30 protein-coding genes and 1 pseudogene are annotated in these 20673 nt (G+C 60.3%); 17 read left to right on the top strand and 14 right to left on the bottom strand.

Annotation, left to right across the window (positions count from 1 at the left end; translation table 11 throughout):
• Positions 1 to 82 precede the first annotated feature (82 nt).
• From L598_RS18830 to L598_RS21520, 3 genes are all read right to left on the bottom strand, one after another.
• Positions 83 to 874: a methyltransferase domain-containing protein gene (locus L598_RS18830; RefSeq protein ID WP_144865127.1), complete on the bottom strand. Its 792-nt coding sequence runs from the start codon at positions 872 to 874 to the stop codon at positions 83 to 85.
• Between the two features lie 47 nt (positions 875 to 921).
• Positions 922 to 1668: a sulfotransferase gene (locus L598_RS18825; protein ID WP_186445102.1), complete on the bottom strand. Its 747-nt coding sequence runs from the start codon at positions 1666 to 1668 to the stop codon at positions 922 to 924.
• 328 nt (positions 1669 to 1996) lie between these two features.
• Positions 1997 to 2143: a hypothetical protein gene (locus L598_RS21520; protein WP_186445101.1), complete on the bottom strand. Its 147-nt coding sequence runs from the start codon at positions 2141 to 2143 to the stop codon at positions 1997 to 1999.
• Between the two features lie 186 nt (positions 2144 to 2329).
• On the opposite strand from L598_RS21520, the gene L598_RS18820 reads away from it, so the two are divergent.
• From L598_RS18820 to L598_RS18780, 8 genes are all read left to right on the top strand, one after another.
• Positions 2330 to 3145: a glycoside hydrolase family 108 protein gene (locus L598_RS18820; RefSeq protein ID WP_144865124.1), complete on the top strand. Its 816-nt coding sequence runs from the start codon at positions 2330 to 2332 to the stop codon at positions 3143 to 3145.
• A gap of 165 nt (positions 3146 to 3310) precedes the next feature.
• Positions 3311 to 3523, top strand: a complete 213-nt coding sequence (locus L598_RS18815) for a hypothetical protein (RefSeq protein WP_144865122.1) — start codon at positions 3311 to 3313, stop codon at positions 3521 to 3523.
• 68 nt (positions 3524 to 3591) lie between these two features.
• Positions 3592 to 3954, top strand: a complete 363-nt coding sequence (locus tag L598_RS18810; RefSeq protein WP_144865120.1) for a hypothetical protein — start codon at positions 3592 to 3594, stop codon at positions 3952 to 3954.
• Between the two features lie 568 nt (positions 3955 to 4522).
• Entirely contained in the window at positions 4523 to 4786 is a 264-nt protein-coding gene (locus L598_RS18805; protein ID WP_144865118.1) for a hypothetical protein, read from the top strand.
• A 294-nt stretch (positions 4787 to 5080) separates the two neighbouring features.
• Positions 5081 to 5224 (top strand): hypothetical protein, encoded by a 144-nt coding sequence (locus L598_RS21515; RefSeq protein WP_186445100.1) that lies wholly within the window; start codon positions 5081 to 5083, stop codon positions 5222 to 5224.
• A 31-nt stretch (positions 5225 to 5255) separates the two neighbouring features.
• Complete coding sequence (locus L598_RS18795) at positions 5256 to 5480, top strand: hypothetical protein (RefSeq protein WP_144865116.1); 225 nt, start codon at positions 5256 to 5258, stop codon at positions 5478 to 5480.
• Positions 5481 to 5533: 53 nt separating this feature from the next.
• Positions 5534 to 5845, top strand: coding sequence for a hypothetical protein (locus tag L598_RS18790; RefSeq protein ID WP_144865114.1), 312 nt, complete (start codon positions 5534 to 5536; stop codon positions 5843 to 5845).
• Positions 5846 to 6146: 301 nt separating this feature from the next.
• Complete coding sequence (locus L598_RS18780; RefSeq protein ID WP_144865112.1) at positions 6147 to 6455, top strand: hypothetical protein; 309 nt, start codon at positions 6147 to 6149, stop codon at positions 6453 to 6455.
• On the opposite strand, the gene L598_RS18775 is transcribed toward L598_RS18780, so the two are convergent.
• From L598_RS18775 to L598_RS18750, 6 genes are read right to left on the bottom strand one after another with little or no spacing between them, the layout of a single operon-like run.
• Complete coding sequence (locus L598_RS18775; protein WP_144865110.1) at positions 6439 to 6681, bottom strand: hypothetical protein; 243 nt, start codon at positions 6679 to 6681, stop codon at positions 6439 to 6441. The two genes, L598_RS18780 and L598_RS18775, sit on opposite strands and share 17 nt — an antisense overlap.
• A 40-nt stretch (positions 6682 to 6721) precedes the next feature.
• On the bottom strand, positions 6722 to 7036 hold the full coding sequence (locus tag L598_RS18770) for a hypothetical protein (RefSeq protein ID WP_144865108.1): 315 nt from the start codon (positions 7034 to 7036) through the stop codon (positions 6722 to 6724).
• Positions 7037 to 7051: 15 nt separating this feature from the next.
• A complete protein-coding gene (locus L598_RS18765) occupies positions 7052 to 7246 on the bottom strand; it encodes a hypothetical protein (RefSeq protein ID WP_246658833.1) in 195 nt (64 codons plus the stop codon).
• A 10-nt stretch (positions 7247 to 7256) separates the two neighbouring features.
• Positions 7257 to 8045: an SOS response-associated peptidase gene (locus L598_RS18760; RefSeq protein ID WP_144865106.1), complete on the bottom strand. Its 789-nt coding sequence runs from the start codon at positions 8043 to 8045 to the stop codon at positions 7257 to 7259.
• A 4-nt stretch (positions 8046 to 8049) separates the two neighbouring features.
• Complete coding sequence (locus L598_RS18755) at positions 8050 to 8430, bottom strand: hypothetical protein (protein WP_144865105.1); 381 nt, start codon at positions 8428 to 8430, stop codon at positions 8050 to 8052.
• The gene (locus L598_RS18750) at positions 8427 to 8621 is read right to left on the bottom strand and encodes a hypothetical protein (protein ID WP_144865104.1); all 195 of its coding nucleotides are present in this window, start codon (positions 8619 to 8621) and stop codon (positions 8427 to 8429) included. Before L598_RS18750 ends, L598_RS18755 begins: the two co-directional genes overlap by 4 nt.
• 90 nt (positions 8622 to 8711) lie before the next feature.
• Between L598_RS18750 and L598_RS18745 the strand changes: the two genes are divergently transcribed.
• A complete protein-coding gene (locus L598_RS18745; protein WP_144865103.1) occupies positions 8712 to 9032 on the top strand; it encodes a hypothetical protein in 321 nt (106 codons plus the stop codon).
• A gap of 48 nt (positions 9033 to 9080) precedes the next feature.
• Here L598_RS18745 and L598_RS18740 read toward each other — a convergent pair whose 3' ends face one another.
• Together L598_RS18740 and L598_RS18735 are read right to left on the bottom strand one after the other, a co-directional pair.
• Entirely contained in the window at positions 9081 to 9413 is a 333-nt protein-coding gene (locus tag L598_RS18740; RefSeq protein WP_144865102.1) for a hypothetical protein, read from the bottom strand.
• Positions 9414 to 9852: 439 nt separating this feature from the next.
• Complete coding sequence (locus L598_RS18735) at positions 9853 to 10515, bottom strand: TerC family protein (RefSeq protein ID WP_144865100.1); 663 nt, start codon at positions 10513 to 10515, stop codon at positions 9853 to 9855.
• A 350-nt stretch (positions 10516 to 10865) separates the two neighbouring features.
• Between L598_RS18735 and L598_RS18730 the strand changes: the two genes are divergently transcribed.
• A complete protein-coding gene (locus tag L598_RS18730) occupies positions 10866 to 11045 on the top strand; it encodes a hypothetical protein (RefSeq protein ID WP_144865098.1) in 180 nt (59 codons plus the stop codon).
• Between the two features lie 55 nt (positions 11046 to 11100).
• Here L598_RS18730 and secA read toward each other — a convergent pair whose 3' ends face one another.
• The gene (gene secA / locus L598_RS18725; RefSeq protein WP_144865095.1) at positions 11101 to 13830 is read right to left on the bottom strand and encodes a preprotein translocase subunit SecA; all 2730 of its coding nucleotides are present in this window, start codon (positions 13828 to 13830) and stop codon (positions 11101 to 11103) included.
• A 249-nt stretch (positions 13831 to 14079) separates the two neighbouring features.
• On the opposite strand from secA, the gene L598_RS18720 reads away from it, so the two are divergent.
• A complete protein-coding gene (locus tag L598_RS18720) occupies positions 14080 to 15000 on the top strand; it encodes a peptidylprolyl isomerase (protein ID WP_144865093.1) in 921 nt (306 codons plus the stop codon).
• Positions 15001 to 15016: 16 nt separating this feature from the next.
• On the opposite strand, the gene L598_RS18715 is transcribed toward L598_RS18720, so the two are convergent.
• Complete coding sequence (locus L598_RS18715; RefSeq protein WP_144865091.1) at positions 15017 to 15622, bottom strand: TetR/AcrR family transcriptional regulator; 606 nt, start codon at positions 15620 to 15622, stop codon at positions 15017 to 15019.
• A gap of 101 nt (positions 15623 to 15723) precedes the next feature.
• Between L598_RS18715 and L598_RS18710 the strand changes: the two genes are divergently transcribed.
• From L598_RS18710 to L598_RS18690, 5 genes and pseudogenes are all read left to right on the top strand, one after another.
• Entirely contained in the window at positions 15724 to 15960 is a 237-nt protein-coding gene (locus L598_RS18710) for a hypothetical protein (protein ID WP_246658832.1), read from the top strand.
• Positions 15961 to 16045: 85 nt separating this feature from the next.
• Positions 16046 to 17287, top strand: a complete 1242-nt coding sequence (gene argJ, locus L598_RS18705) for a bifunctional glutamate N-acetyltransferase/amino-acid acetyltransferase ArgJ (RefSeq protein ID WP_144865088.1) — start codon at positions 16046 to 16048, stop codon at positions 17285 to 17287.
• Positions 17288 to 17289: 2 nt separating this feature from the next.
• Entirely contained in the window at positions 17290 to 18069 is a 780-nt protein-coding gene (locus tag L598_RS18700) for a GNAT family N-acetyltransferase (RefSeq protein WP_246658831.1), read from the top strand.
• Positions 18070 to 18465, top strand: a pseudogene (locus L598_RS18695) ((deoxy)nucleoside triphosphate pyrophosphohydrolase).
• 123 nt (positions 18466 to 18588) lie between these two features.
• Complete coding sequence (locus L598_RS18690) at positions 18589 to 18903, top strand: hypothetical protein (protein WP_144865084.1); 315 nt, start codon at positions 18589 to 18591, stop codon at positions 18901 to 18903.
• A gap of 24 nt (positions 18904 to 18927) precedes the next feature.
• On the opposite strand, the gene L598_RS18685 is transcribed toward L598_RS18690, so the two are convergent.
• Complete coding sequence (locus L598_RS18685; protein WP_144865082.1) at positions 18928 to 19800, bottom strand: methyltransferase domain-containing protein; 873 nt, start codon at positions 19798 to 19800, stop codon at positions 18928 to 18930.
• Between the two features lie 77 nt (positions 19801 to 19877).
• Between L598_RS18685 and L598_RS18680 the strand changes: the two genes are divergently transcribed.
• Entirely contained in the window at positions 19878 to 20657 is a 780-nt protein-coding gene (locus L598_RS18680) for a ComF family protein (protein WP_246658830.1), read from the top strand.
• Positions 20658 to 20673 lie beyond the last annotated feature (16 nt).

The following is a 20673-nucleotide window of genomic DNA, read 5'->3' as shown; positions in this document are numbered from 1 at the left end:
AGTGACTTTCAGGCTGACGCAACGTGCATATAGGTGCACTGATTCGAACATAACGACAGTTAAACAATAGCGCAGTTCATAGTCATAGAGATTCGAGAACGATACGGAACTCGTTCTCTCCCTGATGCACATCTTCGTGATGTGCGACCTTCCAGTTGATAAGATCGGCCTCCCGTAAATCTTGAATGATGGTGCGGAAGCTATGGTATGTAAACACAGAGCAGTGGACATCCGTATAAGAGCGCGAAAGTTGCTTTGCCTTTTCCAGCGCTTGCGGCATCGTTAAACGGTGCATATGGTCATCCGGAATGTCGCCAGACCACGCTTTTCCCTCTGTGATGTCAGCGTGATAGTAGAGATGGCGAAGGATCTGGTAGTAGGACGGCATCTCTAAGGCTTCGTCATGGGCTCGTATCCAGTCGACCGCATCTGATACCGGCTTGAAATAATCGAAAGTGTATCGTTTGTCGGGCACGGACAGGAACAGAAGGCCGCCTGGGGCAACAATCTCTCTCAGTTCCTGCAACCAGCCAATCGGGTTCGGTATGTGCTCGATAACATGATTGGCAATGATCAAGTCTGGAGGGATTCGAACTGCCTCGCGCAAGCTGGAATCGCGAAGGACATAGTCTACATCAACGATCTTGAAAGCATTATGCGCGGTGCTTTTAATATGCCGCTTTACTGATTCTTGTTGAGAGAAGAAGTCAGCAAAATAAACGTCCCCCTCTGACTTCATGAAGGTTGGATTATCCAGAGCGCCTATTTCAAGGACGATGTATGGCCTTCCTCCAAGCGATCGTGCCAAGAAGCGCCTGCGCGATTTTGCCCGTCTTGAAACATCGAGGCCGTTACCGGGCGATATAACTGGCATGAATACTCCCTTGCAAGGGATGGTTTAGAAGATGCTGTTTGATGAAATCAGGAATAACCGATCAGTCTCTGATATAATTTGATATTTGCATTTTCCGCGATAAAATTATCTTGGCCATGCTCGACGTGTGGTGGACGTCTTTTAACAACCTTTTGGTAATGGTGCACGGCCGCATTGTACTCATCTCGAAAGTCGGGTGTCAGCGGCACTCCTAAGAAGTCGCAAAGTCGTTCGATTTGTCCTAACCGGCCAGAATAGAATTTATCGTAGGCGATGACGCAATGTGCATCGGGCGAGTTCTGAATTGAACGTGCAATGACTGAATTTGCGCGGTTCCAATGCTTGACTGCTTTCCGATAATCGGCCGTGTCGCTCCATCGGTCCTTCGGATTGGCGGCCCTAGCGTTCCAAGATGACGCTACGCCGTCGATGTCGCGCAGCATGCAAATTACCTTTGCGTCAGGAAAGTTATCAAAGAGAGTGTCCAAAACGTACACCAAATCGGGAATTTTATCACCTAAAGTGGTAGCGTCCTCCCACTTTGCCTGCATCTTCTCGTAGATATCCGCCCACTTCTTGCCGGCCTGCGGCAGGATGTTGGTATCTTCAGGCGAGAATGAGAAAAATCGATCCTTCTCGAAAAGTGATCTTGAGTAATCGTTCTGTTTGAGAAAACGGAATTTGTAACGCTCCACTCCCATGCATATTCCTGGGTGCTTATTTAGCAGTTCCGCAATGGCGGTTGTGCCGGATCGAGCAACTCCACATACAAACACAAGCTGCTTTGCCGCCATAGATGCTCCTCGGCCTCTCTGTAAACTGCTCATCTGAGTGTGAGCACGCTTCTGCGTCAGAGGCGTTCTGTTGCACGACGACGTCTACAAGGTCAACTGCGGGAAACGATAGGAGCGCCCTCCAGGCAGGTTAGTGGTGGGGTAGACCGCCTCCTCAATGGAAATCGACAATATGGTGCCAATGTAAGATTGCGGTACGTCAGCCGTCGCTAAGCGCCCTGTAGAAATAGAAGGCGACTGTCACCGTCGCCCAGACGTAGATCATCGGGTCGCCGAAAACCGCGTCAAAGAAAGTCAGATCGGACATGCTCCTCCCGGTCTCCCCAAGTCAGTCCTGCTTTGGCGGTTGCTCTTTGCGATCGGCCTTTTCCTCGATCGCCTTTTTCTCTTCGGCCAACAGCTTCATCTTTTCCCGCTCATGTTCCGGCAAGCCGAGAAGATATAGCTCGTAGTCGATATCCGAATGCCCGGTCATGGGAAAGCCCTGCCCAACAAACCCAGCGCCATTTGTACAGCATGACCGGCAAAAGAAAAGACCGCCCGAGACGGAGCATCGTTCGGGCGGCAAGACGTATGACATTGCGGGGCCACGGTAGCACCGGCTCGCCCTGCCGCGAATAACATTTGCTAATCCGGGCCCATCATCAAAAGAGGTAAGTTCATGGCACGGGAAACGCTTCCCGAAGCCCTCCGTCTCATGTTCGGAGACGAGGGCGGGTATTCCAATCATCCCGATGACCCAGGCGGTCCTACGAAATACGGCATCACGGCGCGAACACTCGGCTCGTCCCGCAAGCTCGGTCGGGCTGCAACCGCTGCCGAAGTGAAGGCGCTGACGGTCGAGGAAGCCGAGACGATCTACCGTAAATCCTACTGGTCCCAGTCAGGTGGCGATCTCCTGCCGCGCGGGCTGGACTACGCCGCCTTTGACTTCGGCGTGAACTCTGGGCCGGCGACGGCTGTCAAGAAGCTGCAGGAGGTCATCGGCGTCACACAGGACGGCATTGTCGGCGTCCAGACTGTGGCGGCTGTGGAACGCTATCCCGGCGGTATCGAGAAGCTGATCCCCGCCTATTGCGACGAGCGGATGGCCTATCTGCGAGGCCTGCGCACTTGGAGCAAATTCGGCCGTGGCTGGACGATCCGCGTGACCGGCAAGGATCCGAAAGGCGAATACGCCTCCAGACCGGGCGTGGTTGGCAATGCTCTCAGGATGGCCGCCAGTGCCGCACCTCTCAACCCGGCTAGCGAGCCGAAGTTCGTGACGGAAGGGGGCAAGGCTCCTCCTGCCGATAAGAGCATCACGGACATCATCAAGAATCCGGAGGCATGGGGACCGCTTGGCGGGCTTCTGTCGGCCATGGGCAGCCTGTTCGCGGGCACTGGCCCGGTTCAATGGGCGCTGGCTGCGGGGATCATCGTCGGTGTCGGGATCGGCGTCTATGCCTTCATTCAGCGCCAGAGGAGGGAGGCGTGATGTTCGGCCTCGCCATCGGAACTTGGCTCAAGGTCGGCGCTGTCCTTGCCGTTCTCGGGCTGCTGGCATGGTCGCACACGGTCATCTATCGCGCCGGCGTCAACTCCGAACGCCGGGCCGCCCTTGAACGCTCCGTAGATCTCCTCCGCGAAAGGAATGCAACCGATGAGACGATCCGCAACATGGACGACGCTGATCTTTGCCGGGCTCTTGGCGGCCGGGTGTCAGACGACGGCACCTGCCAATAGCTGCGACGGCTGGCGCAAGCTGACGCCTTCGGCCGAGACGCGGGCATTCATCATCCAGAACGACAGGCCGTTTGCCGAACAGGTGGCCGGCCACAACGCCTTCGGCGCCGGCCAAAAGTGCTGGCGCTGACCGCAACCACCATAACAGCAGCGCATTTCATAGGGGCTGGGGAATTGCCACACAAGGATGATCCCACCATGCAGGTTGCCACGCCTCGCTTTCGCTTCGAATGGAACCTCAACACCGTCGTCGTGCTCATCGGTTTCGCCGGCGGGCTGGTCGCCTGGGGCTACACCCTTAGCGAGCTGCAGACCGGCCGGAAGAACAACGAGCAGAAGATCGAGCGGCTGGACACCCGCTTGGCCACGGTCGAGACAACCATCCGCCAGATCGACAATCACGAGCTGCGGATCGCCAACGTCGAAAAGCAGATCACGGATTCGGCGGCCGCGATGCGAGAAGTTAACTCGACCCTGAACGGCCTGGCTGCCGATATGAAGGTGACGAAGGAAATCCTCATGCGGATCGAGCAGGCCGCCACCGGCCGRCGGCCACCTTAGCCATTTCCTGAATTGCGGCATTTGCCGTAATCCGCACCGGCCGGTTGCCGGTGGATCGGTCCGCCTCTCCCTGGACGATCCTCATCTGAACCGAGATTGCCCGCTGCCGAAAACGGTGGCGGGCTTTTATGCTATTTGGGCGCTTCGAAATCGCCAACCCTGACAGCTCTCCCAGAAAGCCGGAGTCCATCGCCGGCGGCCCGGCACGTTGCAGAAGAGCAGCGCGCGCGGGCAACGTGGTCCTTGGGGCGGCAGCGGTTGCAATTCAGGTCATTGCGGAAAGCCAAGCACCGTCTCTATCTACATAATTCAATTTGAGCTGGTCAGGGGCGCCAGGGCAAAAAAGCGGCGATCAAATCAACTCCTTGGTCTCAATTGCAACTCAATTGACGAGTACAAAAGATATTCGTTGATTTGGCCAATTTTGGCTTTCGCGGTGTCAGAGACCTTCGACCCGCCACAGTTTTCCGAATTTTCGATAGATGAACGTGAGCGCCGGGCGCAGCTATGTCGTTCTTTCTCCATGCGCCAGTCGGGCCAAAAACAGTTGGCCGCTGAAAGATAGCCAATGTCGATCCGCACGACAACGTACGTCGTTCATTTTTCTTCGCCGTTCTTGTTGGAAGGGTGTGAAACTTTGCAGCCCGCCGGCAAATATCAGGTCGAGGCGGACGAGGAACTGATCGAAGGAATATCCTGGCTGGCGTATCGGCGCGTAGCGACCTTCATTCATCTGCCAGCGATCAATTCCAGAAGCCTGATCAGCCGAGTTGTGAAGATCGATCCGGCAGATCTCGAAGCCGCGCTACAGAAGGATAACGGACGATCATGACAACAATATCAGATATCGGATCGGCTCACTTCCGCAAAGTTCGGCCAGTTGCCACGGTTCATCATTTCGCCATCGGACAATTGGTGCAGTTCCGGAGACATGTCGGGATGCCCTACGATGCTGCCGAACCCTACCGCATAACCCGCAAATTGCCGGTCAGGGACAACCTTCCTGAATACCGCATTCGGAGTGCCAATGAATCGCACGAACGGGTCGTGTCGGAAGACGGGATCGAGCCCGTGCATGCATCACCAATGACGGAAAACGTCACACTTCGAGAAAGGATATTTGGTCATGGCCAAAGGACAAAAACGTAGCAATCGCGAAGCCCGAAAACCGAAGCAGACAAAGGCGCCGCCGAAGGCAGAGAACCCATTTGGCAGCGGAGCCAAGCAGGGTGCCGGCATCAATGCTTCTGGTACTAAATCGAAAATCTGACTTCCCGAAACAAAGGTATGGAACGTTGGTGATGGAAGTTCAGATTGAATTCTACCGCACGCGGGATCGCGATAAGGCTCACGCTGTTCTCGGCCGGGTAACCAAGGATGCGACTGATCTCGAGGAGGCTATCGAAATCGCACAATCGCTATCGCGAAGCCTGGCAATGCCCCAGCGGCCCGATGCCGTCACAATCTCCGACGCTACCGGCAAAAAACTCTACTCATGCGAGTTCGGTGACGGGCCTGAAAAATGATGATGTTCAGACATTCGCCAAGCAGGAGGGTCACCAAGATAAGGAATTTTGATATGAATCCCTATAGAAACGAACCCATAGAGAGCCGCATATCTGACGCGATCGCGGTTTGGGAAAATGAAGGCGGCGCCACTGATGATCAATACGGACGCCGTATCGAGTCGGATCGTTCATGGACCATCTACAACGTATTTACAGGTGTGCCCGCGGATATCGGTGGTCTCACTATGACCGGTCTCAGCAAGCCGGAAGCGACAGATGGAATGCTTTCTCTCAACCTTCGCAACGAGGAACGCAGGAAGATCGGCGCGAACGCCCCGAGCATGTGGCTTTCCACTCTTGATGCGATGAAGTCCTGGCGCTGACGTCCAGGCGAAGCTGCGTCTCAGCACGTTAGAGTATTTGTGCGGTAGGAAGCAATGACGCCGGCGGAACGCCGAGCGCCCGGGCAATCAGTACCAGGCGCGACACCGATATGCGGTTAATCCCTTTTTCGTATTGTAGAGTTGCTGATAGGAGATGCCGACGCTGTTGGCCAACTCTTCCTGGCTTACACCGCGTTCGGTGCGGATGGTTTTGATCCTATCTCCCGAGCTCGGGCTTCACGGCAATAGGCCTTTGTTTTTTTCCGTTCTTATATGTCTGGAGATATGAGACGGGCTGACCATGCGCCTTCCAGAAATCACCTATCCGCTGGCACTCGACACCGTCGGCATTCTCTTAGCCACGGGGCACGAAATCTCTGTCCATTGCGGCAATGATGGTTGCTGGCATCGTGGCAAGGTCGATCTCGTCGCACTCGGGGAGAGGTTAGGGCTCGATCACGGCACCTTGGAAAAGGACCTCAAGCCTCACTTCTACTGCCCTAAATGCCGGGCAACGGGGAGACCGGATCGCAATATCAGCTTCATCCTGCATCCGCCGTCCAAGGGGAACATCATGGATGGCGCGCATACGCTTAGCCGCCGACGGTAGCAGCCTCGATTTTCTTCAGGAGCTCGCGGGCGTGATTGCGAACCACGCCATCGACGCCCATGATGTCCTCGACCTCGATCAGCACAAGGGCAGATTTCAGCTCGCTGACGAAATAGTCGTGGGTGATCGGATCGACGATCCCTTCGCAGGCCGCCAGGGCGAGGGCAAGCGCTTCGTCCTGGTCGACGGGGCCGGGGCTATTGATGACTTCGTGGATCGATCTCATGTGGCCAGTTTCGTTCGAGGGCGGAGAGAAGCTGGGTCATCTATGAACCGAAGCCGCGCGATCTTTCCGGCTCGATATATTCCAGCCAAGGGGTCTCCGGCCAGCGTTCCTTCGCCCAGTTCCCGCAGCATGCCTCGAGTGCGGCCCGCTCGGCACGGCACCAGACGTCGAAGTGCTCCCATACCTCATTGCTGAGCCTGCCCCTGAGGCCCTTGATGTCCCAGCCCTCGACGTCGAACACGGCGTTCGCGCCGTCCAGCGGATGAATGCCGGCCTCTCTGAAGACGGCTTCCGCCGCTGCGATGCCGCGCGCGATCTCGTCCGGGGTTGCGCCTTCGACAGTGATGGTCAACATGATCCTGGCCTCCTTCTAGCCGTCATGGCGGCCGATATATCTCTCGCCCTCGTCCCTGTGTGCGTAGCAGAACCAGCGCGGCGCATCCTTCAGGCGCGAATAGCCCCAGCCGCCCCAGGACGAGCAGCCGGGATGCTCGCAATAATGCTCGACAATGCCGGATGACCGTCGAGGTGCGGTCTCGCCATTGCGCATCTGCTCGTCACTCATGGTCTTTTCCTCATAGCAGGCTCGGCTGATCCGGGTTTTCCGGCTTCGCTGCGGGCGCTTCCTCCGGCACCTGTGGCGCGTCGACGATCTTCATCATGTGATCGGGCAGGGGCCTTTGCAGGGCCTTCGCCTCCTCCCATGGCGCCGTCATCCAGATCTCGATCTCTTCCGGCGATGTGAGGATGACCGGCATGGCCTTCTCGTGGATCGGACCGACGACGCCGTTCGGCTCCGTGGTCAGGAAGCCGTAGAGATCTGCCCTGACCAGCCCGTCCTTCACCTTCCGCACGCTCTCCCATTGCGACACCCATATGCCGGCGAAAAAGAGCAGGGGCCTTTCATCCGACGCAGCGAACCAGGCGTTCGGCGTCCGGCCGCCTTCTCCCTTCGCCTTCGGGTTCGGCTCGGCAAAGCTGGTCATCGGCACGACGCAGCGGTTCGGGACGCCAAGCCATCGCTTCCAGTGGCGGCTTTCCGTGTTGCGGATATTCGTGGTGCCCCGATCCGGCTCCATCTTCAGCAGCTCGGTAAAGGCCGCGTCGTCTATCTCCTTGCCCTTCGCCCGCAGCTTGTCGGCCCTGGCGGCGGCAGCCTTGTAAAGCGCCTGGGATGACGACGGCATGCCCCAGCGCACGGCCGCGAGCTCGCGCTCTCCATCCAGTCCGTTGCGCACGACCGGCGCCATGGTGTCGGGATAGACCTGGATGGAAGGCTCCAGATTGCCATAGAGATCGCGCATGGCGCGGCCGAGCCTGCGGATTTCTTCCTGCGTGGTGGAGATGTTGTAGAGGTTGCACATACGATCAGTCCCGCAAGATTACCGGAACCTTCAGTGGGCCACTTTCGAGCAGGCGAGTCCAGACGCCTTGCCTTTTCCATGCGCCTTCGACCCTGCCGCCCTCGCGATCCCGCTTCGGATCGAAGAACTCGCCGCCGAAACGCGCCTGGAACAGCTCGGCCGAGGCGCGGTCGGCAAAGCAGTAAAGCCGCATGTCCTGATAGCGGCGATCCGGCCAGACGGCCTGCACCTTGCGGATGTGATGCTTCAGGCCGCGCTCCTCGCAGAAGGCGCGGATGAGGGTAAAATTCCTGTCCGTGCAGATATCGTCGGGCAGGGCCACCTGATGCGGCCACTCGCGGTCGATCCTGCCGGGCGACGGCCGGTCGGGATTGCGCGGGCTCATGGCTCCAACCGGGAAAACCAGCCGCGCGCATAGCCAAACGAGATGGCGGCGCGCGCCAGATCGTAGCGGCGCTGCAGGCGCACATAGTCCGCCAGCACCGAGCGCAGCGCCTCGCGCTCGCTGCCATGATGGGCGATCAGGTCTTCGACCACAACTTCGCCGCCGCCCGGAAGCAGTTGCTCCGTAGCCATTTCGTGACGTCCTCTGTTGCTTTGCGTGGCGGCGATGAAACACCTGTCGGCTTGACGCGTCAAGATATTTGTTCTTTTTCTGTTCTCATCATGCCGGAACCCTATTGGCCAAAGAAGAAAGGATCCTACACGCTGGCGGATGCCGCCAGGAACAGCAGCCATGCGCGGCTGCGCTGCCGCTACTGCAAGACGGAGCGCTGGTATCTGGTGGAGGAGCTGGTGGAGGCCTTCGGCAGCATAGAATGCGACGATCTGGTCTATGGGCGGCGGTGGCGCTGCCGCAAATGCGGGATGGAAGACACGATCGAGATGAGTCTGGAGAACCCGCCGGCGGCGAATCTTCAGGAGATCAGGCTGCGGCGGCTCGACGGGATCGTGAACATCCGCCGCGTTCTCTGGAGGGATGAGTGAGGCAGGCGGACGCCCCGGCGATGACAATGGCAGGAGGCCGGGCGGCTCTTAACGGATCCTTCGCACATCCGGCTCCATTGACGCAGCGCCTCGATGAGGCGTCTCGGGCAACGGCCCGTCGCTTCTTCGGAGGCGGCGGGTCTTGTCCTGTTGCAGGCGCTGATCCTCGCGGCTGTCGAATTCGATGGAGCATCCGGCCCGAATGAATTCCTTCGCCAGAAGCTCGGCCAGGACGTCATCACCGTAAGGCAGGTTCGGAACCGCATATCTGGTCGCCTTCACCATCGCGGCGATCGATACGGGTCTGTTGCCACGCTTCTGTGCGAATGGTGCCAGTGCCTTGACGACGTGCAGAGGCAGAAAGGGCTTGTAAGATCCCATCACGCTTTCCCTTCATTGGGGGCGAAAGCCCGATGATCGCTCTCAGCCGACGGCGCCCGGAAAAAACCTGCCATCGATAGCGGTAAACCTAGACCTGCAAATCGGCGCTGCAATGTCAAATGATAGTATGGCTGAATTTATTTCTGCGGCCGGGACCGGCCGGAGCCGGAAAGGTGTGGCAGTCGGACCATGTGCGGGACCATTTGAGCTTGAGAGGCATCGTTTCGGTCATCAAAAGGTGCGGGGAGCGCGCCGAATTTCTCAATCGGATCAATGGGGATGGTGCGGGGCACCAAACAGGTCAAGCCGTTGATATTACCGGATTGTCGCAGTTCGGCCAGGGGCACCAACTCTTTCCATGCCTTTTATGCCGTGGCGGCAGCCGGAGATCTCCGGCGCCGGGCATTTCGGATTGCACATCCGTCACGGTTCGTGCCGGTCAGACGCTTCCGTTCACATAGCCAAAGACTTCGTAGCCGCCCCGATAGATCATCTCCAGCGCCACATAAAGGATGACCGCAAGACCCAGATAGGCGATCCAGCGATGGCGCTGCAGGATGCGGGCGATAAAGGAGGCTGCGATACCCATGAGGGCGATGGAAAAGCCCAGGCCGAAAATGAGGACCACCGGATGCTCGAGCGCTGCGCCCGCGACTGCCAGGACATTGTCGAGAGACATGGAGACATCGGCCACGACGATCTGCCACGCAGCCTGCGAAAGCGTCTTGCGCGGGACCGCGCCCGCGATGGCTCCGTCATCGTTGATATCCTTGTGCTCCAAGGCTTCGAGGCTTTCCAACTCATCCTGGTCGTGACCGGCGCGCAACTCGCGCCACATCTTCCAGCAGACCCAGAGCAGCAATATGCCGCCGGCAAGCAACAGGCCCACGATTTGCAATAGCTGTGTGGTGACCGATGCAAAACCTATGCGCAACAAGGTTGCGGCAATGATGCCGATCAGAATGGCCTTGTTGCGCTGCTCTTTCGGCAGGCCGGCAGCAGCCAGTCCGATGACGATCGCGTTGTCGCCCGCCAGAACCAGATCGATCATGATGACCTGAAGAAGGGCGGAAAGGGCTTCCGTGCTTAAAAGCTCGCTCATTCATTACCCCAAAATATCAACGTGCCCTATTCGCGGAATATTGACGCGATCGCCGGCCTCCCCATGCAGCAATACCGTGCCGGCGGGGCGGAATTTCGAGGCGATGTCAAATAGATTTCACGAAGATCAGACCACCCGATGGACTTCCAGTCCGACATCACAGCACATGATATGTGCTGCCAGAGGGGCCCGGCCTGGTGGTTGCCATCTAGCGGAAAGAGGCGGAGAACTCAAGACAGGCTCCCGGCGGCCATAGCGCCTGTGCAGGGCATTTCTGCACGGTGTGCGGAAACGGAACATCCATTGTCTGTGGAAGTTTCCTCTGCAGGGTGCGGCAGGGAGCCGGATTCATGACGGACACTGCCAGAAACGACTGGCTGACATCGGACAGCCGCGAGGACGGAGAAATCAAGTATCTGGTCGAGAATACCGACCTCTCGCCGAACCAGGCCCGCGCGCTGGTCCGCAAACACGGCACGGATCGCCGGAAGCTCCTGGAGATCGCCAGGACGATGAAGGCCGAAGGTTAGCTGTTCGTCCTCAATGGACAGCATAGGAAAGCCGGCGAGCCGGCCTTCCTGCCGTTTAGGCAAACGCGCCGTGGCAGTGCTTGTATTTCTTGCCCGAACCGCAGGGACAGGGTTCGTTGCGCCCGACCTTGCCCCATGTCGAGGGGTCGTTCGGATCGCGCTCTTCCTGCGGCACGGCGCGGTTTTCGGCGCGTGCCAGGGTGAGGGTGCCGCCTTCGCCGAAATCGTCCTCGCCGGTCGTGCCGTCGATATGATGGCCGACGGTCTCCGGCGCCTGCGGCGGCGGTGCTTCCGCGGCCTCGCGCACGAGCTCGACACGCATGAGCTGTGCCGTCACGGCCTCGCGCAGATTGCCGAGCATGGCCTGGAAGAGCTCGAAGGCCTCGGACTTGTATTCGTTGAGCGGATCGCGCTGGGCATAGCCGCGGAAGCCGATCACGGAACGCAGGTGATCAAGATTGACCAGATGCTCGCGCCAGAGATGGTCGAGCGTCTGCAGCACGACCGACTTCTCGACATAGGCCATGATGTCCGGCCCGAAGCGCTCGGCGCGTTCCCTGGCTGCCGCGTTTGCGGCTTCGGTGATGCGCTCGCGGATGTCATCCTCGGCGATGCCCTCCTCCTTGACCCAGTCCTCGATGGGCAGGTCGAGATTGAGCGCGTTGCGGACGGCCTCCTTGAGCCCGACGGCATCCCACTGCTCGGCATAGGCGGTCTCGGGGATATGCTTGGCGACAAGGTCGTCGATCACGTCCTGGCGCATCTCGGCGACGGTTTCGCTGAGATTCTCGCCGTCCATCAGTTCCAGACGCTGCTCGAAGACGACCTTGCGCTGGTCGTTCATCACATCGTCGTATTTCAGCAGGTTCTTGCGGATGTCGAAGTTGCGCGCCTCGACCTTCTTCTGTGCCTTTTCCAGCGCCTTGTTGATCCACGGATGGACGATCGCCTCGTCCTCCTTGAGACCGAGCTTCTGCAGCATCCCGTCCATGCGGTCGGAACCGAAGATGCGCATCAGGTCGTCCTGGAGGGACAGATAGAATTTCGAGCGGCCCGGATCGCCCTGACGGCCTGAGCGGCCGCGGAGCTGATTGTCGATGCGGCGGCTTTCGTGTCGCTCCGTGGCGAGCACATAGAGGCCGCCAGCCGCCTTGGCCTGTTCCTTGAGGCGCTGCACATCCTCGCGGATCGCCTGCTCTTTCGCCTCGCGCTCCGGCCCCGGGGGCATGTCGCCCAACTCCTCGGCAATGCGCATGTCGGCATTGCCGCCAAGCTGGATGTCGGTGCCCCGGCCGGCCATGTTCGTTGCGATGGTCACCGCACCGGGCTTGCCGGCCTGGGAGACGATATAGGCCTCTCGCTCGTGGTGGCGGGCGTTGAGGACCTCGAAATTCGTGATGCCTTCCTTTCGCAGCCTGTCGGCCAGATATTCGGACTTTTCGATGGAAGTCGTGCCGACGAGGATCGGCTGCCCCTTCTCGATGGCCTGGCGGATTTCCGCGACGATCGCCCGGTACTTCTCCTCGACCGTGCGATAGACTTCATCATCCTCGTCGATGCGCTGCACGGGCAGGTTGGTGGGTATTTCTACCACGGCAAGCCCGTATATGTTGGCGAATTCCTCCGCTTCCGTCGCCGCCGTGCCGGTCATGCCGGCCAGCTTGTCATACATGCGGAAGTAGTTCTGGAAGGTGATCGAGGCGAGGGTCTGGTTTTCCGGCTGGATCTTGACGTGTTCCTTGGCCTCGAGCGCCTGGTGCAGGCCTTCCGAATAGCGGCGGCCCGGCATCATGCGTCCGGTGAATTCGTCGATGATGACGATCTCGCCATTGCGGACGATATAGTCCTTGTCGCGCTGGAACAGGCGATGCGCCTTGAGGGCGTTATTCACATGATGGACGATGGCGACGTTCTCGACGTCATACAGCGACTCGCCTTTTAGCAGGCCGGCTTCGCGCAGCCTGTTCTCCATCTTCTCCGTGCCCTCCTCGGTGAAGATGGCGGTGCGCTGCTTTTCGTCCACCTCGTAGTCGGAGGGCTCCAAACCGGGAATGAAGGCGTCGATGGTGTTATAGAGTTCGGACCGGTCATCGAGCGGTCCCGAAATGATCAGCGGCGTGCGCGCTTCGTCGATGAGGATCGAGTCGACCTCGTCGACGATCGCATAGGCATGGCCACGCTGCACCATCTGCGCGCGGTCATATTTCATGTTGTCACGCAGATAGTCGAAACCAAGCTCGTTGTTGGTCGCGTAGGTGACGTCGCAGGCGTAGGCGGCGCGGCGTTCCTCGTCGGACAGGCCATGCACGATGACGCCGGTGCTGAGGCCCAGGAAGCCGTAGACCCTGCCCATCCATTCGGCGTCACGGCGGGCCAGGTAATCGTTCACGGTAACGACATGCACGCCCTTGCCGGTCAGGGCGTTCAGATAGACGGGAAGCGTTGCTACCAGGGTCTTGCCTTCGCCGGTCTTCATCTCGGCGATTGCGCCGTCATGCAGCACCATGCCGCCGATGAGCTGCACGTCGAAGGGACGCATGCCGAGCACGCGCTTGGCGGCTTCCCGGACGGTGGCGAATGCCGGAGCGAGAAGATCGTCCGGGGAAGCGCCGTTGGCGAGTTCCTGGCGGAACCTGTCGGTGCGCGCGCGCAGTTCCTCGTCGGAAAGCGCGCTGACCTCGGCTTCAAGCGCGTTGATCGCTTCCACGCGCCCACGCGTTGCCTTGAGACGTCGATCGTTTGCCGATCCGAATATCTTGCGGGCGACAGCGCCGAGACTGACCATCAGGGGTCCTTTCGATTCATCATGCCGGGCAGGGCGTCCCCAGCCCTTCGGCCAAATCCGCCTTCTCAATCTAGAGCGAGACAGAAGATCAAGAAAGCGTCCGGAACGGTTCTGGACGCAAAGACGAAGGAGAGATAAGAGGGGCCACAAGCGATGTCAACTTTGCGCAATAGCGTTCGGACGCGCGAAATTCCGCCATATTCTGGCTGGTTTGGATAGCGTCACCCAACCGCGATCGGAGATTTCTTCATGCATCAATCGCTTCGCCCGCTTGCGGGCATCGGAGTAGCCCTGGCTTTGGCATGCATCACGGCCGATTCCTCCATCGCTCAGGATGACCCCGTGGTCGCCACCGTCAATGGCCAGGAGATCACCGAATCCGACCTGACCCGGGCCGGCAGCGATCTGGATCCTCAGTTCTCCCGGCTTCCCCCCGAGCAGCGCCGTGCCGCGGCCCTTTCCGCCCTTATCGAGATCAGAATGATGGCGGACGAGGCGGAAAAGCAGAAGCTTGATCAGGCAGAGAAGTTCAAAGAGCGTATGGAGTTCCTGCGCGAAAGGGCGCTGCATTCGGCTTATATCGAGGAGAATGTCGCTTCCAGTCTGACGGACGAGGCGGTGCGCGCCCGCTACGACCAGGAAGTGGCCGCGTCTCCCGCAGCCAACGAGGTTCATGCCCGTCACATTCTGGTCAAGACCAAGGAAGAGGCCGAAGCCATCATCAAACAACTGGATGAGGGCGGCGATTTCGCGGCCATCGCGAAGGAGAAATCGACCGACGGCGCAGCCGCTCAGGGCGGCGACCTCGGCTATTTTGCCGCAGGCCAGATGGTGCCGGAATTCGAGAAGGCCGCCTTTGCGCTCGAACCGGGCTCCTACTCGAAAGAGCCCGTACAGACGCAGTTCGGCTGGCATGTCATCAAGGTGGAGGACAAGCGCGCCCAGCAGCCTCCCGCATTTGACGATGTGAAAGAGCAGATCCGTTCCGTGATGCTCCGGGAGGCCTATTTCGAGCTGGTAGCCAGCCTTAAGGAAGACGCGGAGGTCGAGATCACCGATGCCAAGCTGAAGAAGGCCGTGGAAGCCATCGAACAGCCGGCGCAGTCGGCCAAGCCGGCGGATCAGCCTGCTGCCGGCGAGGAGCCGGCCCAGCCGGAAAGCGCCGAATAGCCGCCCGCGCGGGACTTCAGCCGCGCGGCGGATCGGCCAGCACACCGCGCGCTATACAGGCGACGGCCTTCCGGATGGCTCCATCCTCTTCGTCGAGGCGGCCAGTCAGCAAGTGCACCCAGGCATAGGAAGCCAGGAGGTCGGCCACGACTTCCGGGTCGGTATCCGGCGAAACCTCACCAGCCTCGATGGCGCGCCGAACCATCTGCCCGGTGGCGGCGCGGCGTTCGCGCGCATAGTCCGCGAGCGCCTTGGCGGCGGTCTCGTCGGACTGAGCTTCGGCTATCAACGAGCGGAAGATGCTGCCTGACGGCGTTTCCCGCCAATGTCGGAGCAGGCTCTTGACCAAACGGAACATGTCCTCTTCGAGCGAGCCGGAATCGCCATATTCCACTTCCCGTTTCTGCCGCTGGTAGACGTCGAGCAGCAAGGCGGCCTTGCTTGGCCACCAGCGGTAGATCGTGGGCTTGCCGGCGCGGGCGCGGCGCGCCACCGCTTCGATCGAAAAGCCGGAATAGCCTTCCTGCAGCAAAAGGTCATATGCAGCCTCAAGGATGGCTTCGGCGCTTTCCGGATTGCGCCGGGCGCCGATGGACTTGCGGGGCGTTTCCTCTTTGGTCATCGGGTTCCAGAGATTTCTTTTTCCCTTGGCTACCATAGTCCTTGACGAAACGAAACGGTCCGTTTTATATAACGAAACGTACCGTTTCGATGGAGATTTCCGTGAATACCGCACCTGCTACCCGCTTCTCCCGCACCCGATTTGCCCTCATTGTCCTGTTGGGCGTCTATCCCATCATCACCGGTCTGCTGTATCTCGTCTTCCCTATGACCGAGGGATGGACCATCTGGCAGCGCACTCTTGTGGTTGCACCCATAATGGTGGCTCTGATGATCTGGGGCCTGATTCCGGGTGTGAACCGCCTGTTTCACGGATTCATCAACCCTGTGCGCCGCTGAGGAGGGGCGCGACAAACGCCTTGCGTCGAAAGGCAGTCTGGGGCAAACGAGACCGGATTTCCTCCCAATACTGCCTCGGAACCCCATGTCGACCGCCATTTCTCCTCTCGCGCCGAAGTCCTATCCCAAAATGCCGGTCGTCGAAGGCGTGCGGATCGCCACTGGCGCGGCCGGGATCAAATACAAGGGCCGCACCGACGTTCTGTTGATGACCTTCGAAGAGGGGACGGCGGCGGCTGGCGTCTTCACGCGTTCGAAATGCCCTTCCGCGCCGGTCGAATGGTGCCGGCGCAACCTGCCGGGCGGCAAGGCGCGCATCCTCGTCGTCAATTCCGGCAATGCCAACGCCTTTACCGGCAGGAAAGGCCATGAGGCGACCACGCTCACGGCCGCTGCGGCGGCAAGGGCGGCGGGGTGTGCCGAGGACGAGGTGTTCCTGGCCTCCACCGGCGTCATCGGGGAGCCGCTCGATGCCGGCCGCTTCACGCACCTGCTCGGGGACCTGGCCAAACAGGCCGAGACGGGACTCTGGCTGGAAGCAGCCGAGGCGATCATGACGACAGACACCTATCCGAAGGTGGCCACGGCGAAGGTGAAGATCGGGGAGGCGGAAGTCGTCATCAACGGTATCGCCAAGGGTGCCGGCATGATCGCGCCGGACATGGCAACCATGCTCTCCTTCATCGCCACCGACGCGCCGATCGCCGCCCCTGTTCTCCAGATGCTGCTGGCAAAGGGCGTCGGTCCCACCTTCAATTCCGTTACCGTGGACAGCGACACCTCGACCAGCGACACGCTGATGCTGTTCGCCACCGGCGCGGCGTTGAAACGCGGCGCTCCGGTCATTTCCGATCCCCGCGACCCCCGGCTTGGACAGTTCAAGCGGGCGCTGAACCGCGTGCTGAAGTCCCTTGCCCTGCAGGTGGTGCGCGACGGCGAGGGGGCCCGCAAGCAGGTGGAAGTGACCGTTACCGGGGCGAAATCGGCGCGCTCGGCCAAGCTGATCGCGCTGGCGATCGCCAATTCGCCGCTGGTCAAGACGGCGATAGCTGGCGAAGACGCCAATTGGGGCCGCGTGGTGATGGCGGTCGGCAAGGCAGGCGAACCGGCGGAGCGCGACCGGCTGTCCATCTGGTTCGGCGATATCCGCGTGGCGTATGAGGGCGAACGCGATCCGGGCTATTCGGAGGATCTGTCCTCGGCCTATATGAAGGGCGACGAGATTGCCGTGCGCGTCGATCTCGGCCTTGGGCGCGGGAAGGCGACCGTGTGGACCTGCGATCTGACCAAGGAATATGTCGCCATAAACGGCGACTACAGGAGTTGAAGGTGCCGCAGGTGCGCGTCGGAGACATCCATGATCTGCCAACCATCAGGCGCTTCGAGGCAGCCGGGTTCCGCGCATGGCCTGCGACATCCATCAGCTATGACGGCACCTGGCTGATCCGGCTGACCGCCAGCCATCCGTCCCGGCGTCTGAACTCCATCAATCCGCTCGACCCGAGCGACGACCGCAATCTCGAAGAAAGGATCGCGCGGGCGGGCCGCCGTTTCGATACTTATGGGCGGCCGCTGACCTTCCGCATCTCGCCGCTTGCCGCGCCGCGCCTGTCGCACCATCTCGACGACCAGGGATGGAGCATCTGCGGCGAATCCATCGTCATGTGCCTTCAACTGGAAGATTCCATCGTTGAGGAGGCGATGCATCAGATCCCTCTGAAGGATATGAACCGCTTCATCACGGCGGCTCTCAAGGTGCGCGGGCATGATGCGGGCCTGCGGCCGGGCCTGTCGGAGGTGATCAGTTCTATCGAGCCGGAGGCGGGGCTATTCGTGCTCGAACATCTCGACCAGGCGGTGGCGACGGCGATCTGCGTGCATGACCGTGATCTGGCCGGCCTTTTCGAGATAGCCACCGGGGAGGCGCATCGCGGCCAGGGCTATGCGCGCCGGGTTCTGCTGTCGTCTCTGAAATGGGCCCATCTGCGCGGAGCGCGCATCGCCTGGCTTCAGGTCGAGGCGGGCAACGAAGTTGCCTTGAGACTCTACCGGTCGCTCGGCTTCGCGGAAGTCTACCGTTACCACTACCGTCAGCCGGCAGAACACTGAGTGAGCGAGACATCCGCCAAACCTGTCATTCTGGTCGTGGCCTGCGCTCTGATCGACGCGGATGGCCGCGTTCTCATCGCGCAGCGACCCGAGGGCAAGCCCATGGCTGGCCTGTGGGAGTTTCCCGGTGGCAAGGTCGAGCCGGGCGAAACGCCCGAGCAAACCGTCATCCGTGAGTTGCGCGAGGAATTGGGCATAGAGACGAAGACGGCCTGCCTCGCTCCGCTGACATTTGCCAGCCATGCTTACGAGGATTTTCACCTTCTGATGCCGCTTTTCGTCTGTCGGCGTTACTGGGGAATTCCGGAGGCGAGGGAAGGTCAGACGATCCGCTGGGTGCGCGCSAKGCMGKYGSSCGACKAKCCGTTGATCCCTTTTCTTCTCGATCTTCTCTGATTCGCTTTTGCGACGGTTTTGGTAAACAAAATCGTTAATCAATCCTTCAGCAAAACATGAAAACTTGACCGATGGGGGCCATGGAACAGGGGCTGCAGCGAGTTGGTGAGCTGTCGGGCAAACATGCATTCTGAATGGGAAACTGAAACGGAACAGGACCGGAACTGGACCCGTATCGGCACAGCCGGGATGGGCGTTCTGCGCGTGGCGTTGCTTTTCGGTTCGGTGGCGGTCGCATTGGCGCTCATAGTCGTGCCCATTGCCGATCAACGTCCCAGACCGGTTCTTGCCCAGGCGAATCTTCCATTTGCCTTGGACCGGATCGTTACGAGTTCCACGAGCTATTCCGGCGAATACGCCATCCGGCGCAGCGTGCAGAAATCACCCGCTGCCGTGTGCATCACCCGCGACAATGGAGACCGCTCGGGGGATTGCTGACCCTCTTCCGCCGGAGTCCCCATCCTAGTCCGCATTCCCTTCTCCAAGAACCTTGGAGAGCGATACCTCGGCGCTGCCGGGCTTCAGCGGCTTCTGCTGCGATTCATGCGGGGCCCAGCCGGACAGCCAGACAATCTGAAATGTTGCCCTTATCCGTCCGTCCTGATCGGAAAAGCGGTCAGCATAAATTTCCGCCGCGCGCATGAAAAGCGACCGCGAAGCGGGCCGCCGGCTGCGCTCGCGGAGCACATTGGTTGCCCCCATGGCGCGCAAATCGCGCATCAGGCCGAACATGGTATCGTAGCGTGCCGTGACTGTCTCGACGTCGGTCACCGGCAAGGCGAATCCCGCCCGCTGCAGCAATGCGCCCACATCCCGCATGTCGGCGAAGGGATGGATATGCGGCGTCACGCCGCCCGATATTTCCGTTTCCGCCTGAAGCAGGCTTTCCCGCAATTCCACCAGGGTTCCCGAACCCATCATGGCGCCAAGAAACAGGCCGTCGGGTTTCAATGTGCGGCGGATCTGCGCGAACATTCCCGGCGTGTCGTTGGTTTCCTGCAAGGCCAGCAATGAAACGGCCAGATCCAGGCTTGCAGGGTGCAGAGGAACCGTCTCGGGCGGCGCGACCAGGCCGTCCTGCGCGCCGAGGAACGCCGTATCGCTCTCCACCCGCAGGACTTTGCCGACCTTGCCGCTGGCGAGCAGTGCCGCCTTGGCATCTTCGGTCATGCAGAAGAGCGTTGCGGACCGTTCGAACCGGCGGTCTACGGTCGCCAGCCGCTCCGCCAGGTCTTCAGCGGTGCGGTGCATCAGGAATCCGGCATCCTCGTCGCCCATCCTCAGGGCGCGCAGCTTGCGTCCGACAAGGAGCGCGCTGTCGAAAATTTCTTCCATGGGCTTGCTTTCTTTTCCACGCATGCGCCATTGCACAAATCTGATATGGTGGCAAAGCTTGGGCTTTGGAGTGCCGGGTGAGATCGGGAATCTGGAAAGATTACGCAACCGCTTGCCTGCAATGGCCGGGGACGATTCTGTTTCCCCCGGTTTGCCTTGCCTGCCACGACCATGTCGTCCGGCCGGGCACGCTTTGCGCCGGCTGCTGGCCGGCCATGCGGTTCCTTGAAAAACCCTGGTGCGAGGTGATGGGAACGCCCTTCGGTCATGACATGGGCGAGGGATTCCTGTCGGCCGAGGCGATTGCCAATCCGCCCCCCTTCGCCCGTGCCCGCGCCGCGGTTGGCTATACCGGGCCGGCAAGGCGCATGGTGCAGCAATTGAAGTTCCACGATCGCACCGATCTGGCTCCTTGGATGGCGCGCTGGATGCTGCGGGCGGCGGGCGAACTCATCCCCGACGCCGATCTGGTCGTGCCTATCCCGCTGCATCGCGGCCGCTTCCTGCGTCGCCGGTTCAATCAATCAGCGGAGCTGGCCCGCGCCTTCGCGCGCCTGGCCGGCCTGCCTTTCGATCCGGTGGCCGTGGAACGTATCAAGGGCACCCGCAGGCAAGTCGGTCTCGGTGCTCGCGAGCGTCAGGACAATGTGCGCGGAGCCTTCAGGGTGCGGCCGGAAAAGGAGATCGCGGTCGCCGGCCGGCGCGTGGTGCTCGTCGATGACGTCTACACGACGGGTGCCACGGTGTCCTCGGTCACCCGGGCGCTGAAGCGGGCGGGGGCGCGGAACGTCGATGTCCTGACCTTCGCTCGCGTGTTGCCGGGGGACTTCCGGCCTGAAGATGCAGACACTATATAGGGCGCAAAAAGTCACG

Origin of the sequence: Mesorhizobium sp. J18, assembly GCF_007829525.1 — a bacterium.
Taxonomy (GTDB): Bacteria; Pseudomonadota; Alphaproteobacteria; order Rhizobiales; family Rhizobiaceae; genus VLJP01.
This window is presented reverse-complemented; position numbering and strand designations above follow the sequence as displayed.